Here is a 15,192-nt window from a genome sequence, read left to right as displayed (position 1 = left end):
GCATAGTCAAATCGGAAATAAAATTTCCGTTTGTCTCTGCACTCACCTTTCGCTATCTTTGTCTGTTCATAATGGGTGACAATTAAATGTATATAAGACGGATAATAGGATTTTTCCTTTTTTGTAGTATCGCTTTTTCGGCTTTTGCCGAGATGCCGTATCGTACTGTGTTGAGAAAAGCCGATGATCACTTTGCCAATAAGGAGTGGCAAGAGGCTGTTACTATGTATGACGTATTGTTGGAACGCCGTCCCGGTAGGGTGAAAACGTATGTGGATGCGGTTGTCGCATCGGCCATGATGAACGATTCTTCGTCTATTATGCAATATGTGGTTCGTTCGGAAATGCAAGGACTATCTTTGGATTCGTTGTTTACCGGCATAGACGTGTTGTCGCGATCTATCGGACAGTCGGGCATTTATGAACAGGTACTTTTGTTGGTGAAAGAACAACAGCCGTGGTTTACTCGGGTGACGAATAATTATTTATTGGGGTATTATGTGTTTCGGCATGATGCTGAAAAGATACTTGCCGTTGCTGACGAATTGTTGTCGGTGATGCCCGGGCAAATTAATTATTTGAAAGCCAAAGCCGATGCTTTGTTGTTACTTGGAAACGATACTGCAGCGGTCGAGGTTCAGAAAACTATTTTGGATATAGACTCTCTTAATTTTGATGCAAACTTGTTTTTGGGAAGCTATTATGCTATAAAGGGACAGGAAAAACTGAAATCGATAGATCAACAGTATCTTGAAGATTCGAACGGTCTTTCTATCTCTGCTTCCGTATATAAAGAGGAAAAAAGGCAAGTGATCAACGGCGATATAGCTTGTGCTAAAAAATATTTTACGATTGCTGCACGGGTTCGTAGCAATAAATATCTTTTGGAACAACTTTCCATGCTGTCGGGACTTTCCGATGAGTTGCCTCAAAGCAGCGGGGTTATTCGTCCGTTCTTGAAACGTTTAAAGCAGGAATGAAACCTCTTTGAAAGCGAAGCGTTTTTTCTCTCCCGATTCCGTCGATAAAAGCAGATGACCGTCAAGTTCGACATCGGCAATAGAGGCGTGGAAAATATTGCCGTCGCTATAAAACGGATATACCCCGTCGTTTCGGTAGAGTGCCGCTATATATTCTTTGTGGATACGGTCGGAGGAGTTTGTAAATGTGTCTGTATATCGCTTTCCGAAAGCCTCTGTGAATTCGTCTAATATTTTTTCTATCTTGTAGGTGCGACCTGTTATTTGATATAATGAAACCGGGTTGGGAGCATCGCTGTAAAAATTTTTCTGATTGATGTTCAGCCCCATTCCGATAATAGCCCGTGAGAATGTACTCCCGCTCAGTACATTTTCGATGAGAATACCGGCAATTTTTTTGTCGTGCCAATAGATGTCATTCGGCCATTTGATAGAGAATCCAGTGGCGTATCGGTTCAGAACATCGACAGTTGCCAGCGATACGATTTCAGAAAGTAAGAATTGCCGATTGGCAGGGATATGTTCTGGCCTGAGTAAAAGGCTGAATGTTAAATTTTTGAAGGGCTCAGATTCCCATGAATTTCCACGTTGGCCGCGCCCAGACCGTTGTATGTCGCAGTAAACGATGGTTCCTTCCGGTAGAAGTCTGTCTTTGTCCGATTCTTGGAGATATGTATTGGTCGAGCCGATCTCCTTTAAGTGAGTTTTTTGGAATTTTATTTCTTTTGTTTCCATGCTTCGAGTAGTTCCGATAAAGGTTCGCGTTTGATTTTGGGTAGTTTTTTTAGCACTTCGCTATAAGCATGGACGATACAATCGCAAATGACTTTATCGTCGATGGAAGGCCTTAGCCAAATAGAATTCCACAATCGTTTATTCGTGTGGTAGCCCGGTTCTATTTCGGGATATCGTTCCCGTAATTCTATGGCAAGTTCGGGGTCGCATTTGAGCGAAATTCGTTTCTCTTCGGCCGACAAATCACAGAAGAGAAACATTTTACCTTCGATTTTGAAAACCAGCACCCATTCATCGAATGGGAAACATTCGGTTACCTGTGGTAGTGACAGACAGAATTCACGCAAAGATTCTACGTTCATGTTTATCGACAGTTTAATGGAGGAAGAAAGGCATCTTCTATATGTTCTATTTGAAAGTCTTCATTTTCCCCGACTAAGGTAATGATGTCGAATCGTATGTCGAAAGGTATATCGAACATACGAATATAGGCATCCGTGGCTTGGATTATATTTTTTATCTTGCGGAGTGTAACGGCTTCTTCCGGGCGTAGAAATTCGTTGTTTTTTCGTGTTTTGACTTCTACGACAACCAACGTTTTGTCACGATAGGCTACAATATCCAATTCCATTTTTCCACTCCGCCAATTTATGTCTCGGATAATGTATCCTTTGGAAATCAAATATTCTGCGGCTCGTTCCTCTCCTGTTTTTCCCAATTGGTTGTGTTGCGCCATAAGTACGAATTTGGAAAAGCGAATATACGAAGATTCGATGAAAAAAGAAATCGGAGTGAGAAAAAGTCTGATAGATACGGCGAATAATTATCTTTGGAACAGTTCCTGACAATAGATGTGAAAATAGTCTATGTCTTCGGTAAAATTGCAAATAAAATTTGCTTTTGAGTCTGGCATGCATTTTCTTTGTAAGAAATAAAATATGGAAGATTATGAAAAACAAATGGATTGTGCCGGCTATTATCATAGCAGTAGGCTTGTTTTTATTGGGGCAACGAATCGAACAAGGTATCGTTCGTTCGAAGGAGGCTGTGCGTACGGTCTCGGTAAAAGGTTTGTCAGAGCGTGAGGTCCCGGCCGATAAAGTTATCTGGCCTTTGGTATATAAGGAGTTGGGGAATGATTTAGGCACGATTTACCGTACGATCAATACTAAGAATACAATCGTGATAAATTTTCTGAAAGCTAACGGGATATCCGACGCCGAAATTTCTATCGCGGCTCCCGGAATCGTAGATATGCAGGCCGAACGGTATGGAAACCAAAGTGTCCCGTATCGTTATAATGTTACTTCGGTAATAACGGTATCTTCGAATCAAGTAGAGAAAGTACGAGAGTTGATCGTGAAGCAAGCCTCCTTGTTGGAAAAGGGGGTGGCTATCGTTTCCGGGGATTATCAGTATAACACTCAGTTCTTGTTTACCAAGTTGAATGAACTAAAACCCGAGATGATTGCCGAAGCCACTCAAAATGCGAGAGTTGCCGCCGAAAAATTCGCCAAAGACTCCGATAGTAAATTGGGCAAAATATCATCGGCATATCAAGGACAATTCTCTATCGAGGATAGGGATGCCAATACTCCTTATTTGAAGCATGTGCGGGTCGTGACCTCGGTGGTATATTATTTGAAGAATTAAGAAGCTGTTTTAAATTTATTGAGAAATAATATTATCATTTCAAGCAGGTATGTTCCGGCCATATTGAGCCCCTGTGTCGCATCTTGAATCCCTTGATTTTTGTCAATAGCCCGCTATTGACTGCATATCTCGGACTCCAATCTGCTTCAACATGGGTCTCAATCTGTCTCGGAATAAATTTAAAACAACTTCTAAGAAAAAGGACAAGAGCTACTATGTGGGGAATATTGTCAGGATTGTATGAGAAATGATAGTGTTTCCCACAAAGCTTATGAGAAGATATGGTTGATAGAGCAAAGGACGAACGGTTTATGAGAATGGCCTTGCAGGAGGCAAAAGAGGCATTCGATGCCGATGAGATACCGGTGGGAACTGTCATCGTTTGTAAAGATAGGGTTGTGGCTCGGGCACATAATTTGACCGAATGTCTGGGCGATGTGACGGCTCATGCCGAAATGCAAGCGATTACTTCGGCTGCGGCTTCGCTCGGCGGTAAGTATTTGACCGACTGTACCTTGTATGTGACATTGGAGCCGTGTGTGATGTGTGCCGGTGCGATAGGGTGGGCTCAGCTCGCTCGGGTCGTATTTGGAGCCGGCGATGAGAAACGAGGTTACCGGCGTTTCGCTCCTCATGTATTGCATTCTAAAACAGAGGTCGAGTGTGGTGTTTTGGCCGGGGAGTGTATCGCTTTGATGAAAGATTTTTTTGCGAAAAAACGATAGAATCAGAGTCCGAAACAACGGCGGATAAGTTTGTTGGGAATCTTCTCTACGATTTTTGCTATGAAAACAGGCAGGTAAATCCCTAATAGAATACTAATGATATAGAGACTCCAATAGGACAATTCGTTTTGTGGTATCTTGGAGTAGAGTATTCTGATGGCTATTTGTGGAAAAATTCCTAATAGAAAAATTTGAAACGTATAGTCTCGGAAGGAGGAGAATAGTCCCGATACTATCGGGGTTAAGTTCAGACACAATGAGACGGAAAAGATTATTCCGGTGAGGTTTAACAGTAAAATCGGGCAGTCGGGAATCAGATTCAGTGCGATGAAAAGAAGGAGCGAAAGTAGGAGATTCCCGGAATGACTCAAAAAACGTTGTATATCGAATTTGCAGAAAAGTATGCCTAAGCAGAAAAAAAGGAACATATATGCCACGTTGGAAAGGCAAAGCAAGAATATATCGGGAGGGAAAAATAAGTTGAGTACGACACTTCCGATAATTAATACCGCGATTTTGAAATGCCCCGTTATCATATATTTCAGCAAAGGATAAGATAGCATGATGATAAAGAGTGTGGCGACGAACCACATTTCGCTCAACGGGTTGGAGCCGGGATATAGAAAACTGTCGGTAAATTGTCGTAAAGACAATTCTACCGGGCGTTTCATGAATGGTGAGAATATAAACTTGACGGCGAAGGTGAAAAAGGTGAAGAACAAATAGGGGATTCCCAACCGTTTGAGCTTATCGAACACAACTTCTTTATAGGCTAAGTCTCGGCTGATTTTTGTGAAATAAAAAAGGAAACCGGAGATAAACATGAAAAGAGGCATGTGAAAACTGTATATGACACGCTCTATCGTCGCGCTCACCGGAGTTTGAGGATTCTCGAAAATACCGGTTAAGGTAACATGTCCTATTACGACCAATAACATACTCCAACCTTGGAGTATTTGCAACCATGTTATCTTTTGTCTATTCATGGGTGGGTATATATTCTCTTTAAATAAAACAAAATTATACTCTGTTTATTGCATGGCGGAATCTTTTGTAGAGATGAATATATGTTTATGTCAAAGGGTGTTAGGAGATTATATTCTTGAAATAATTTGCAGAGAGGAAAAGATTTTGTATCTTCGCACCGATTTTAACAAGACCATATAATGTCTAACTTATTAATCAAAAAATCAATTATTTAATTAACATGAGTGAAGAACTAAAAAACAGCCCGGTAGAAAATTTTGACTGGGATGCCTTTGAAAAAGGCGAAGTGTATGGTGATAAGAGCCATGATGAATTGGTAAATACTTATGACCAGTCTTTGAATACGGTAAAAGACAAAGAAGTAATCGAAGGTACGGTAATCGCATTGAACAAACGTGAAGTGGTCGTAAACATCGGTTACAAATCGGACGGTATCATTCCGATGAGCGAATTCCGCTACAATCCCGATTTGAAAATAGGAGATAAAGTAGAGGTTTATATCGAGAATCAGGAAGATAAAAAAGGACAATTGGTTTTGTCGCACAAGAAGGCTCGTGCTACTCGCTCTTGGGATCGTGTTAACTCGGCTCTTGAAAACGACGAAATCATCAAAGGATATATCAAATGTCGCACGAAGGGCGGTATGATTGTCGATGTATTCGGTATCGAAGCATTCTTGCCCGGTTCTCAAATCGACGTTAAGCCTATCCGTGACTACGATGTATTCGTAGGTAAAACTATGGAATTCAAAGTTGTTAAAATCAATCAAGAATTCAAGAATGTGGTTGTTTCGCACAAAGCTCTTATCGAAGCCGAGCTCGAACAACAGAAGAAAGAAATTATTGCCAAACTCGAAAAAGGACAAGTACTCGAAGGAACTGTCAAGAATATCACTTCCTATGGTGTATTCATCGATTTGGGCGGCGTAGATGGATTGATTCACATCACCGACCTTTCTTGGGGACGTGTATCTCACCCCGAAGAAGTAGTTTCTCTCGATCAAAAACTCAATGTAGTTATCCTCGATTTCGATGATGAGAAAAAACGCATTGCGTTGGGCCTGAAACAATTGCAACCCCATCCATGGGATGCTTTGGATCCCGATTTGAAAGTGGGTGACAAAGTGAAAGGTAAAGTTGTCGTAATGGCTGACTATGGTGCATTCATCGAAATAGCTCCGGGTGTCGAAGGTCTTATCCACGTTTCCGAAATGTCTTGGTCGCAACACTTGCGTAGTGCACAAGACTTCATGAAAGTAGGCGATGAGGTAGAAGCCGTTATCTTGACTCTTGACCGTGAAGAACGTAAAATGTCTCTCGGTATCAAACAACTCAAACCGGATCCGTGGGAAGATATCGAAACCAAATATGCTGTCGGTTCTCGTCATCATGCCAAAGTTCGTAACTTTACAAACTTCGGTGTATTCGTTGAAATCGAAGAGGGCGTAGATGGTTTGATTCATATCTCAGACCTTTCTTGGACGAAGAAAATCAAACACCCGTCTGAATTTACTCAAATTGGAGCCGACATCGAAGTTCAAGTATTGGAAATCGATAAGGAAAATCGTCGTTTGAGCTTGGGTCACAAACAACTCGAAGAGAATCCGTGGGACGTATTCGAAGGTATCTTTACCGTCGATTCTATCCATGAAGGTACTATCATCGAAATGCTCGATAAGGGCGCTGTAATTGCTTTGCCTTATGGCGTTGAAGGATTCGCTACTCCCAAACATTTGGTAAAACAAGACGGAACTCAGGCTCAATTGGAAGAGAAACTTCCGTTCAAGGTTATAGAGTTTAACAAAGATGCTAAACGTATCATCTTGTCTCACAGCCGTATTTTCGAAGATGAAGCTAAGGCTGAGGCTAAGAAAGAAAATGCTGCTAAGAAAGCCGCTAAAAAAGCCGCTAAGGCAGACGATGCTATCGTAACTCCTCAAATGGAAAAAACTACTTTGGGCGATATCGATGCATTGGCAGCTTTGAAAGAGAAACTCGACGCAGAGAAAAAATAAGGCGCATTAAAAGCGTATTATAAAGAAAAGACCGGCAAGATTGCCGGTCTTTTTGTTTGATTATGAAAAGTGCAGGTTAAAGTGAGGAAATGCATATCTTTGTAAATGTCAAAGGAGCTTTGAAATGGGAAAGTTTGAGGTAAATATTTTGGGGTGTGGGTCGGCTTTGCCCACCGCACGTCACTATCCGAGTACGCAGATTCTGAATATTCGCGACAATTTGTTTATGATTGATTGCGGAGAAGGGGCTCAGATACAGTTTCGTCGCATGCGATTGAAGTTTACGAGATTGGGGCATATCTTTTTGAGTCATCTTCATGGAGACCATTGTTTCGGTTTGATCGGAATGATTTCGACTTTTGCGTTAGTAGGTAGGACCGGAGAACTGGTGATTCATGCCCATCCTCAGGCAGAGCAGGTGTTTCGGCCTCAACTCGATTTTTTCTGTCGGGACTTGCCTTTTACTGTTCGTTTCGAACCTGTATTGCCGAATAGAACGGAGGTGATTTATGAAGACAAATCTATTAGAGTTCGTTCCTTACCGATGATACACAGGGTTCCGTGTTCGGGTTTCCTTTTTGAAGAGAAAGTAGGAATGCGACATTTATTGGGAGATATGATGAATTTTTATAACGTTCCGGTTTACCGTAGAGCTGCGATAAAGGCGGGAGAAGATTTTGTTACTTCCGATGGTCGAATTATTCCCAACTCATATTTGACGACGCCGGCAGACCCTCCGTTACGTTATGCCTATTGTTCCGATACGGCTTATAACGAGGCTTTGTTACCGATCATAGAAGGTGTAGATTTGTTGTATCACGAGGCTACATTCGGGGACGATGCCGAAGCTCTTGCGAAGGAAACCTGCCATTCGACGGCTCGGCAAGCGGCTATTATAGCTCGTAAAGCAGGTGTAAAGCAATTGTTATTGGGGCATTTCTCGGCTCGATATGAGAATGAGCAACAGTTATTGGAGCAAGCGCGTGAAGAATTTGCTCCTTCTTTTTTGGCAAGAGAAGAACTGAAAATTATACTGGGGAGATAGATGATTGGGGCAAACAAAATCACCCGTAGAGTGTTTTTATAATGTCTATTTTTCTTTTGTAGGGGGGTAGATAATATGAAAAAACACATTGAAGCATTAAAATTAAAGAAAAATGTATTAACTTTGTGCCAGATTAAAACAATGTGTTTTCAAGTTGTTTAATTTAAACGTAAAAAAGAATGAATGCAGAAGTTATTGGAACATGGGCAGGACAGGTTTGGAATGCTTTAAATGAGTCCGGAAAATTAACTGTAAAAGGGTTGAAAAAAGCAACGAAACTGAAAGAAAAAGAATTGTATGCGGCCCTTGGCTGGTTGGCTCGCGAAGGTAAAGTGAGCATGTATGAAGTAGATGCAGACATAGAGGTAGTGTTGCTTTAATAAAGTGATACGTAGGTTTATAGATCGAGGCGTAGAAATTATTTTCTACGCCTCGATCGTTTAACGGTACAATAAACAAAAGAACCGGATTTGCTGTTTAAGTGAATATAAAACTAAAAAAGAAGCAGCTATGAAAGGAACTATTGTGCCGATAAAACCCGAGGTGGTCGTAAAGGTTATCGAGTGCGGTCCATTACGTATTGGTGGGCATGTAAGAATTATGTTCTCCGATGGGAGTATGGTTATTAAACAACGGGCGTTTATCTGCCGTTGTGGAAAATCGTCGAATCAGCCCTTTTGCGACGGTTCCCATGTCGAAGATTAAAGGTGTTCCAAAGAATTGAAACGGACTTCGAAAACGAGAGCCCGTTTTTTGTTGGTAGGAAGTCTGTTTATTCATTTGTACTCCATTCATTTTTCCTGTATCTTTGCATAAGATGTAAAGAAAGGTTATGTCTCGGTATATAGTTGAGGACAGCCTGCATTTTTTCGGTTAGCATAAGACATTTGTATAAATGAATAACACATACAAAATCAAGTTATATATGGTAGAAATTGGAACGGTACTAACTCCTGTCGGTAAGAAAGCTTTGCTTTGCGGAAGTGGAGAATTGGGTAAAGAAGTAGCAATAGAGCTGCAACGTTATGGTGTGGAGGTGGTTGCTTTGGATAAGTATGCTAATGCCCCGGCTATGCAGGTCGCTCATCGCAGTCATGTTTTGTCTATGCTCGATGGCAAAAAGTTGAGAGAAGTGATAGAAACGGAACGTCCAGATTACATCATTCCCGAAGTAGAAGCTATTGCTACAGATACGTTGGTGGCTCTCGAAAAAGAGGGGTATTCGGTTACACCTACTGCGACGGCCGCCTACCTGACTATGAACCGGGAGGGCATACGTCGTTTGGCCGCAGAGCAACTGGGATTGCCTACGTCGCCTTATAAATTTGCCTCTACACGAGAAGAGTTCGAGGAGGCCGTGAAAGAAATAGGCATGCCATGTGTGGTGAAACCTATCATGAGTTCTTCGGGACACGGACAGAGTGTCGTGCGTACGGCCGATGATATCGATAAGTCGTGGCACTACGCTCAGGAAGGGGGACGAGCTGGAGCCGGTCGGGTTATTGTGGAAGGATTCGTGCAGTTCGATTATGAAATTACTCAACTTACTGTTCGTCATTCTGCCGGGACGACTTTTCTAAAACCGGTAGGTCATGTACAAGTAGATGGTGATTATCGGGAATCTTGGCAACCACAGGTTATGTCGGAGAAAGCATTGCAAAAAGCTCAGGATATAGCCCGGAAAGTTACGGATGCTTTGGGTGGATATGGTATTTTTGGAGTAGAACTTTTTATTAAAGGGGACGATGTCCTTTTCAGCGAAGTTTCTCCGCGCCCGCACGATACGGGAATGGTGACTATGATTTCGCAAGACATGTCACAATTCGCCTTGCATGCCCGTGCTGTTTTAGGGTTACCTGTTCCCGGAGTTCGTTTCTATGGCCCATCGGCATCTCGTGCTATCGTTGTAGAAGGAGATACGGATAAAGTTGTATTTGGTAACCTCGATGAGGTTCTTTCGGAAGAAGGAGTACAAATGCGAATTTTTGGGAAGCCGGAAGTTGTCGGACACCGTCGATTAGGTGTGATTTTGGCGACAGCCGATACGGTGGAGGAGGCGCGAGCGAAGGCCGATCGTGCATACAAGAAACTGAAAGTAAAATTATTGCCCAGATAAATGCCAGTTTGAGAAACTGCTTTGGGCGGTTGAATAACGAACGAATTAAAATGAAGAGGCCCGGAAATTTAATTTCCGGGCCTCTTTGTTGTCTGGAAGTTTTAAAAGCTATTCAACGATGAATTTACCCGTATGAAATTTTTCATCTATTTTATACAAAGCAAGATAGGCTCCCTTTTTTAGATAAGAGGTATCGATTGTACATTTATCAATTTGTTTGAGTAACATTTGACCCGTAAGGTCGAAAATGTTTAATTCGGAAGCACAGCCTTGTGCAATTCTGATAATTTCACCTTGTTTAACCACCGAGGGAATTAAGTTACCTTTTTCGGTATCTTGGCGGGCTTCGTCAATAGCCGAAACAACATTGATTTGAGTTTGGTCTTTCAATTTTATATCGCGAGATGAAAATCCAAGTTCGATGTTGTATTCCCCGTTATCGACAACGAAATTTTTCCGATTGACATCGTAATAAGAAAACGCATCTTTAGAAAGGTACAAAGTCACGAATTTTTCTTCTTCGGGTTCAAGATATACTTTTTGGTAGCCTTTGAGTTCCCTTATCGGGCGTTCGACAGGGCTGCTGCCGTTCTTGCCTACATACAGTTGAATGACTTCTGCACCGGCAACCTTTCCGGTATTCTTTATTTTGCAAGAAACTTCGACTAAATATTTGTCGTCGGAAGATTCCGTGATTTGCATATCGGAAAGATTGAATGTCGTATAGGATAATCCGAAACCGAACGGATATTGGACCTCTGTACCGGCTTTGTCATATCCACGATATCCCATCATGATACCTTCGGTAAAATTCACTTGTTTGGTCCCATTATCATAATAGCTGTTGTAACAGGGATTATCCTCCCATCTTTTTTCAAATGTTACAGGGAGTTTTCCCGAAGGGTTGTACTCTCCGAATAACACTTCGGCCATCGCGGTTCCGGCTTCTTGTCCGCCGTACCAACCCCAAAGAAGACCTTTCATTTTAGGTTCCCAGTCTTGCATTTCTACGTTTCCGCCGGCATTAACGACTCCGATCATCGGTTTGGAGCTCTTTTGGGCGGCTAGGACGAGGTCCTTTACATCTTGGGGCAATCCGAAGGACCGTTCTCCGGCTTCGGCTTCGCTACTTGAATTGTGACCGATGAATGCGACGATTATGTCGGCTTTGTCCAATTCGTTTTGGAACCGGTTTTCATCTCCGTCTTTGAGCCATGCCAAATCGATACAGGCTCCGCCTCCTCCCTGAAAATAATCCAGTTGAATTTTGTAGGCTTTCCCTGCTTCCATTTTCATGGTATAACGTTTTTCACGAGTGGAACCCGATTTGAATTCATCGATGACCGTTTTTCCATCGAGAATTAAACGGAAACCGTCATCTCCTTTCACGATGAAAGTATAGTTCGATGTTTCTTGGGGACGAATTTCACCGGTCCATTTGACCGAGAAATAGTTTTTCTCGACATTGGCAGCATCGGGTCCCGAGGTCCATTCAAAGTTGATACGACTGTCTACACGGGTAGTTACAGGAGTTCCTGATAGATTCTCGTTGTTGTAAAATTCGGCTTTGAGACCATGTTCGTTCGAGCCGGCAGCTGTATACAGGACATCTTCCATGTGATCATAGAGATCCACGAGTGTGACGTTGATGCCTTTTTCATTTGCCAACTTTTTCAATCCGTCGAAGTAAGACACATAATGGAAAGGTCTTACCAGTCCGCTTCCGCCGCCGGCCGCATAAATTGTAGCGTTATTACCGATTACGGCAATGTTTTTAATCGTATTGGTGTTCAATGGCAGAATGTTCGATTCGTTTTTCAACAACACGATTCCTTCTCTCGAAATTTCCAATGCGGCTTTTGCCGTTTCGGGGTTGTCGAGGGGAATGCTCGGATCTAATTGTTCTTTGTCGAAGAATCCGAATCCGATCATCGTTTGTAAGATATGTTTGACTTTCAAATCGATTTCGCTCATATTTATTTCTCCGGTTTCGAGATAATGGCGCAGAGCTTCCTCGTTTTCGATTTCATTTCCTGCCATTTCCAAATCGAGTCCGTTTTTAACCGCCGGAACACAGTTATGAGTGGAGCCCCAGTCGGACATCACGAGTCCGTTGAATCCCCATTGTTCCCGTAGTACTTCTTTGAGCAACCAGGGATTCTCGGTTGTCCATACGCCGTTGAGCAAGTTATAACTGCTCATGACAGCACCGACTTCTGCATTCTGGACGGCCGATTTAAATGCCGGGAAATAGATTTCATGTAAGGTTCGCTCGTCAATGTTGGAACTCACATAATTACGGTCATATTCTTGGAAGTTGGCCGTGAAGTGTTTGATTACTCCCATCACTCCGTTTTCTTGTAATCCCTTGATATATCCGGTAGAAGTCGTTGCCGTCAAGAAAGGGTCTTCTCCCATATATTCGAAGTTCCGACCACAGAAAGGAGCTCTTGCGATGTTTACGGCAGGACCTAATAGAATATTTACACCACGAGCCTTGCAGTCTTGTGCCAAAGCTGCGCCGAACGCATAGGCCATATCCGGATTCCATGTGGCTGCCAGTAAAAGATCGCAAGGATAAGCCGTGGAAGCTCCCCATGTACCTACGCCCTGCGGTCCGTCGGACATTTTTATAGCCGGAACATTTAATCGGGGAATAGCGCGGGTGTACATCCAATCTATACCACCGATATAGGTCAGGCGTTCTTTTACTGTCATATTTTTTAAAATATCCTCGGCTCTTTTTTCTACTTCGGGAGTAAACCACGATTGGGAGAAAGCCGGTAATGCTAATGATAGCGATAAGGCTATCAAGGGTAGTTTATATCTTCTGGATTTCATGGTTCAATGTTTATTTAACAATTAGTTTTTCTATTTTATTTTTACTTCCGTCATTAGCCGATACAATGTATGCTCCGGCATTCAGTACGATTTCTCGGTATGAAACATCAGTCGTACCTTGTTCGATCACTGTTCCCGACAGGTTATATACCGTGTAGTTTACCGGTTTGCCCTCTGTTTGAGAAATAATGATTTTCCCTTGATCCGCAATGATGGAAAGTGTTTTGTCCTGGGCGGCGTTGATGCCGGCTCCGTTAAATTCTTTACCGAAGATTTGGAATTTAAGGAGTTGAATGTCTTTTGCTCCATTATTAGCTTCTACGTCGAGCATGACTTTGGTGAATCCCGTGGACGAGTTTACGTTATATTTCAAAGTAGAATACCGGGTGGGGAAGTATGTGTCTGTCTGACGGTCGAGTTCTACCCAGCCCAATTCTTCGTTATAAGCATTTAAAATCCATTTGCGAGGATCCCGGTCGGGATAATCATGAGCGTTTGTAAGGGCATAAGATTCGATCGTATAGGGCTTTTCCAAATCTATTTCTACATAAAAACTCGTTGCTTCATGTGCATAATATTTGGTGTTCATGTTCCGGTCGAACAGATTGTAAAATTCTTCGGAGAAATTATCACCCGATTCTCCGATAGGATATGCCGATACATTGGAGTGAACATCGATATTTTCAGTCAGGTCAGTCGGAAAATTTTTGTCTCCCGAAGCGACATAGGGCAGACCGAACAATTGCCATTCTGCAATTTCGAGATTTTCGTGGGTTGCCGCTAATTTGTAATATTGTGCGGCGTCTGCTGCTGCGGTTCCCGGATATCGGGTTATTTCATATAGGTGGGCTCCGTCGAGATCGGTTACTTTATCGTAAGAAATTTCTTTCCATGTAGAGCCATTGGCCGAAGCATATAATTTCCAAGTGTCAACGTCGATTTCACTGTCGATACCTGCTGAGAGTAAAAATCCCGTCAAGAGTACCGGTTGCTGGCATTTGGCTACGATTTCTACATTCGATGTCTCGGGAACATAATAAGTGTATTCATCATTATCGGTCAACAAGCTCAGCGTAGAATTTTCTTGTGTAGAAGAAATTTCGGCCTCGTCGGTAAAATCATACGAGTAAGCGATTTTCTCGACTTCTGGTTTATCTATTTCTTCGGTCGTTGTACATATCTCGAATTTATCGATATTGGGGCCATTGTCCTCGTGTAGTCCGAAAGTCAGGGTGTTTGTTCCCTTATCGAGATATATCAAGGTAGATACCATTGAGGTAGGGGCATTGTCCCAGTTGGGGGAGTCTTTCGTACGAATGATACTCTTTTGATAGTGGTTGACCTTGATGGTGAGAGCTCGGCTCGACCCCATCGAATAGACTTTCAATTCGTAAGTCCCGGCTTCGGGTATCTCGACGTTGTTGAACCGTAAATAGGAGTTAGCGGCTAAGTCGAAGTCTCCGATATATTTGCCTCCCGATAGACCGGCAACGGAAGAACCGTCGGTAGGTTTTACTTTCAGGTTTCCGAATAATTGAGCGGTTTCGGCTTCGAGAACGATAGGAAACTCTCCCGGTTTCGGAAGCTCTACGTCGGTTGTAATGATTTCGAATTTATCCATATTAGGGCCACCGCTTCCCATAGGAGTAATTTTTATCGTATTTTTCCCTTTATCCATGTAGATATAGGTACTCATTTCGTTTGTGGGAGGTACGTCCCAACCCGGTGTCGTATTGGAGACCGTCGATATGTATTCGGAATAGTTATTGACTTTAACGGCAATAGACCTATTCTGCATACTCATGTAATAAGTCTTGAATTCATAAGTCCCGGCTTCGGGCACTTCAATATCGTTAAAAACTATGGAGCTACCGGGGTCGTTATCACCTACATATTTACCGCCCGAGATTCCTTCTACGGTACTACCGTCGACAGGTTTTACTTTTGCAGGCAGTGTGATTATTCCCTTTTCTGCTTCGAGCGTTACAAGCACGTCTTGGGCTTGTAGCCACGGAGCTGTCATTAAAGCAGCTCCTAACGACATTAGTCGCCAGATGGAATATCTGTTTTTCATGATAAAAAAGTTTTAGTAAAGA

The 15,192-nt window shown here is 42.5% G+C and carries 14 protein-coding genes; 8 read left to right on the top strand and 6 right to left on the bottom strand.

The features are described 5' to 3' along the window. Positions 1–86: 86 nt before the first annotated feature. Positions 87–980: a tetratricopeptide repeat protein gene (locus tag HMPREF9448_RS10970; protein ID WP_008862639.1), complete on the top strand. Its 894-nt coding sequence runs from the start codon at positions 87–89 to the stop codon at positions 978–980. Here the strand turns inward: HMPREF9448_RS10970 and HMPREF9448_RS10965 are convergent. The 3 genes from HMPREF9448_RS10965 to HMPREF9448_RS10955 are packed head-to-tail and all read right to left on the bottom strand — an operon-like array spanning position 966 to position 2,451. Continuing rightward, complete coding sequence (locus HMPREF9448_RS10965) at positions 966–1,715, bottom strand: biotin--[acetyl-CoA-carboxylase] ligase (RefSeq protein WP_008862638.1); 750 nt, start codon at positions 1,713–1,715, stop codon at positions 966–968. The genes HMPREF9448_RS10970 and HMPREF9448_RS10965 overlap by 15 nt on opposite strands. Continuing rightward, positions 1,697–2,077: an MmcQ/YjbR family DNA-binding protein gene (locus tag HMPREF9448_RS10960; protein ID WP_008862637.1), complete on the bottom strand. Its 381-nt coding sequence runs from the start codon at positions 2,075–2,077 to the stop codon at positions 1,697–1,699. Before HMPREF9448_RS10960 ends, HMPREF9448_RS10965 begins: the two co-directional genes overlap by 19 nt. 2 nt (positions 2,078–2,079) lie before the next feature. Next, complete coding sequence (locus tag HMPREF9448_RS10955) at positions 2,080–2,451, bottom strand: YraN family protein (protein WP_008862636.1); 372 nt, start codon at positions 2,449–2,451, stop codon at positions 2,080–2,082. A 212-nt stretch (positions 2,452–2,663) separates the two neighbouring features. On the opposite strand from HMPREF9448_RS10955, the gene HMPREF9448_RS10950 reads away from it, so the two are divergent. After that, positions 2,664–3,368: an SIMPL domain-containing protein gene (locus HMPREF9448_RS10950; RefSeq protein WP_008862635.1), complete on the top strand. Its 705-nt coding sequence runs from the start codon at positions 2,664–2,666 to the stop codon at positions 3,366–3,368. A 281-nt stretch (positions 3,369–3,649) separates the two neighbouring features. Beyond that, the gene (locus HMPREF9448_RS10945) at positions 3,650–4,093 is read left to right on the top strand and encodes a nucleoside deaminase (protein WP_008862634.1); all 444 of its coding nucleotides are present in this window, start codon (positions 3,650–3,652) and stop codon (positions 4,091–4,093) included. 2 nt (positions 4,094–4,095) lie between these two features. Here the strand turns inward: HMPREF9448_RS10945 and HMPREF9448_RS10940 are convergent, their stop codons facing one another. Continuing rightward, positions 4,096–5,079, bottom strand: a complete 984-nt coding sequence (locus HMPREF9448_RS10940; RefSeq protein WP_008862633.1) for an acyltransferase family protein — start codon at positions 5,077–5,079, stop codon at positions 4,096–4,098. Positions 5,080–5,300: 221 nt separating this feature from the next. Between HMPREF9448_RS10940 and rpsA the strand changes: the two genes are divergently transcribed. From rpsA to purT, 5 genes are all read left to right on the top strand, one after another. Then, positions 5,301–7,094: a 30S ribosomal protein S1 gene (gene rpsA, locus HMPREF9448_RS10935; protein ID WP_008862632.1), complete on the top strand. Its 1,794-nt coding sequence runs from the start codon at positions 5,301–5,303 to the stop codon at positions 7,092–7,094. 124 nt (positions 7,095–7,218) lie between these two features. Next, positions 7,219–8,139, top strand: a complete 921-nt coding sequence (locus HMPREF9448_RS10930) for a ribonuclease Z (protein ID WP_008862631.1) — start codon at positions 7,219–7,221, stop codon at positions 8,137–8,139. Positions 8,140–8,318: 179 nt separating this feature from the next. Further along, positions 8,319–8,519: a winged helix-turn-helix domain-containing protein gene (locus tag HMPREF9448_RS10925; RefSeq protein WP_008862630.1), complete on the top strand. Its 201-nt coding sequence runs from the start codon at positions 8,319–8,321 to the stop codon at positions 8,517–8,519. Positions 8,520–8,649: 130 nt separating this feature from the next. Beyond that, positions 8,650–8,844, top strand: a complete 195-nt coding sequence (locus tag HMPREF9448_RS14470; RefSeq protein ID WP_008862629.1) for a CDGSH iron-sulfur domain-containing protein — start codon at positions 8,650–8,652, stop codon at positions 8,842–8,844. Positions 8,845–9,064: 220 nt separating this feature from the next. Continuing rightward, positions 9,065–10,255, top strand: a complete 1,191-nt coding sequence (gene purT / locus HMPREF9448_RS10915) for a formate-dependent phosphoribosylglycinamide formyltransferase (protein ID WP_008862628.1) — start codon at positions 9,065–9,067, stop codon at positions 10,253–10,255. A gap of 108 nt (positions 10,256–10,363) precedes the next feature. Here the strand turns inward: purT and HMPREF9448_RS10910 are convergent, their stop codons facing one another. Both HMPREF9448_RS10910 and HMPREF9448_RS14260 read right to left on the bottom strand, forming a co-directional pair. Next, positions 10,364–13,096, bottom strand: coding sequence for a glycoside hydrolase family 3 C-terminal domain-containing protein (locus HMPREF9448_RS10910; protein WP_008862627.1), 2,733 nt, complete (start codon positions 13,094–13,096; stop codon positions 10,364–10,366). A gap of 10 nt (positions 13,097–13,106) precedes the next feature. Beyond that, a complete protein-coding gene (locus HMPREF9448_RS14260; RefSeq protein WP_008862626.1) occupies positions 13,107–15,170 on the bottom strand; it encodes a T9SS type A sorting domain-containing protein in 2,064 nt (687 codons plus the stop codon). Between the last annotated feature and the right edge of the window lie 22 nt (positions 15,171–15,192).

The organism is Barnesiella intestinihominis YIT 11860, assembly GCF_000296465.1.
Classification (GTDB): domain Bacteria; phylum Bacteroidota; class Bacteroidia; order Bacteroidales; family Barnesiellaceae; genus Barnesiella; species Barnesiella intestinihominis.
The sequence above is the reverse complement of the archived record's forward strand: the minus strand, read 5'-3'. Positions and strand labels throughout refer to the sequence as shown.

Bases quoted from the DNA above. Each gene is read 5' to 3' on its own strand.
- HMPREF9448_RS10970 (WP_008862639.1), top strand. From the start codon at position 87: ATGTATATAAGACGGATAATAGGATTTTTCCTTTTTTGTAGTATCGCT.
- HMPREF9448_RS10965 (WP_008862638.1), bottom strand. From the start codon at position 1,715: ATGGAAACAAAAGAAATAAAATTCCAAAAAACTCACTTAAAGGAGATC.
- HMPREF9448_RS10960 (WP_008862637.1), bottom strand. From the start codon at position 2,077: ATGAACGTAGAATCTTTGCGTGAATTCTGTCTGTCACTACCACAGGTA.
- HMPREF9448_RS10955 (WP_008862636.1), bottom strand. From the start codon at position 2,451: ATGGCGCAACACAACCAATTGGGAAAAACAGGAGAGGAACGAGCCGCA.
- HMPREF9448_RS10950 (WP_008862635.1), top strand. From the start codon at position 2,664: ATGAAAAACAAATGGATTGTGCCGGCTATTATCATAGCAGTAGGCTTG.
- HMPREF9448_RS10945 (WP_008862634.1), top strand. From the start codon at position 3,650: ATGGTTGATAGAGCAAAGGACGAACGGTTTATGAGAATGGCCTTGCAG.
- HMPREF9448_RS10940 (WP_008862633.1), bottom strand. From the start codon at position 5,079: ATGAATAGACAAAAGATAACATGGTTGCAAATACTCCAAGGTTGGAGT.
- rpsA (WP_008862632.1), top strand. From the start codon at position 5,301: ATGAGTGAAGAACTAAAAAACAGCCCGGTAGAAAATTTTGACTGGGAT.
- HMPREF9448_RS10930 (WP_008862631.1), top strand. From the start codon at position 7,219: ATGGGAAAGTTTGAGGTAAATATTTTGGGGTGTGGGTCGGCTTTGCCC.
- HMPREF9448_RS10925 (WP_008862630.1), top strand. From the start codon at position 8,319: ATGAATGCAGAAGTTATTGGAACATGGGCAGGACAGGTTTGGAATGCT.
- HMPREF9448_RS14470 (WP_008862629.1), top strand. From the start codon at position 8,650: ATGAAAGGAACTATTGTGCCGATAAAACCCGAGGTGGTCGTAAAGGTT.
- purT (WP_008862628.1), top strand. From the start codon at position 9,065: ATGGTAGAAATTGGAACGGTACTAACTCCTGTCGGTAAGAAAGCTTTG.
- HMPREF9448_RS10910 (WP_008862627.1), bottom strand. From the start codon at position 13,096: ATGAAATCCAGAAGATATAAACTACCCTTGATAGCCTTATCGCTATCA.
- HMPREF9448_RS14260 (WP_008862626.1), bottom strand. From the start codon at position 15,170: ATGAAAAACAGATATTCCATCTGGCGACTAATGTCGTTAGGAGCTGCT.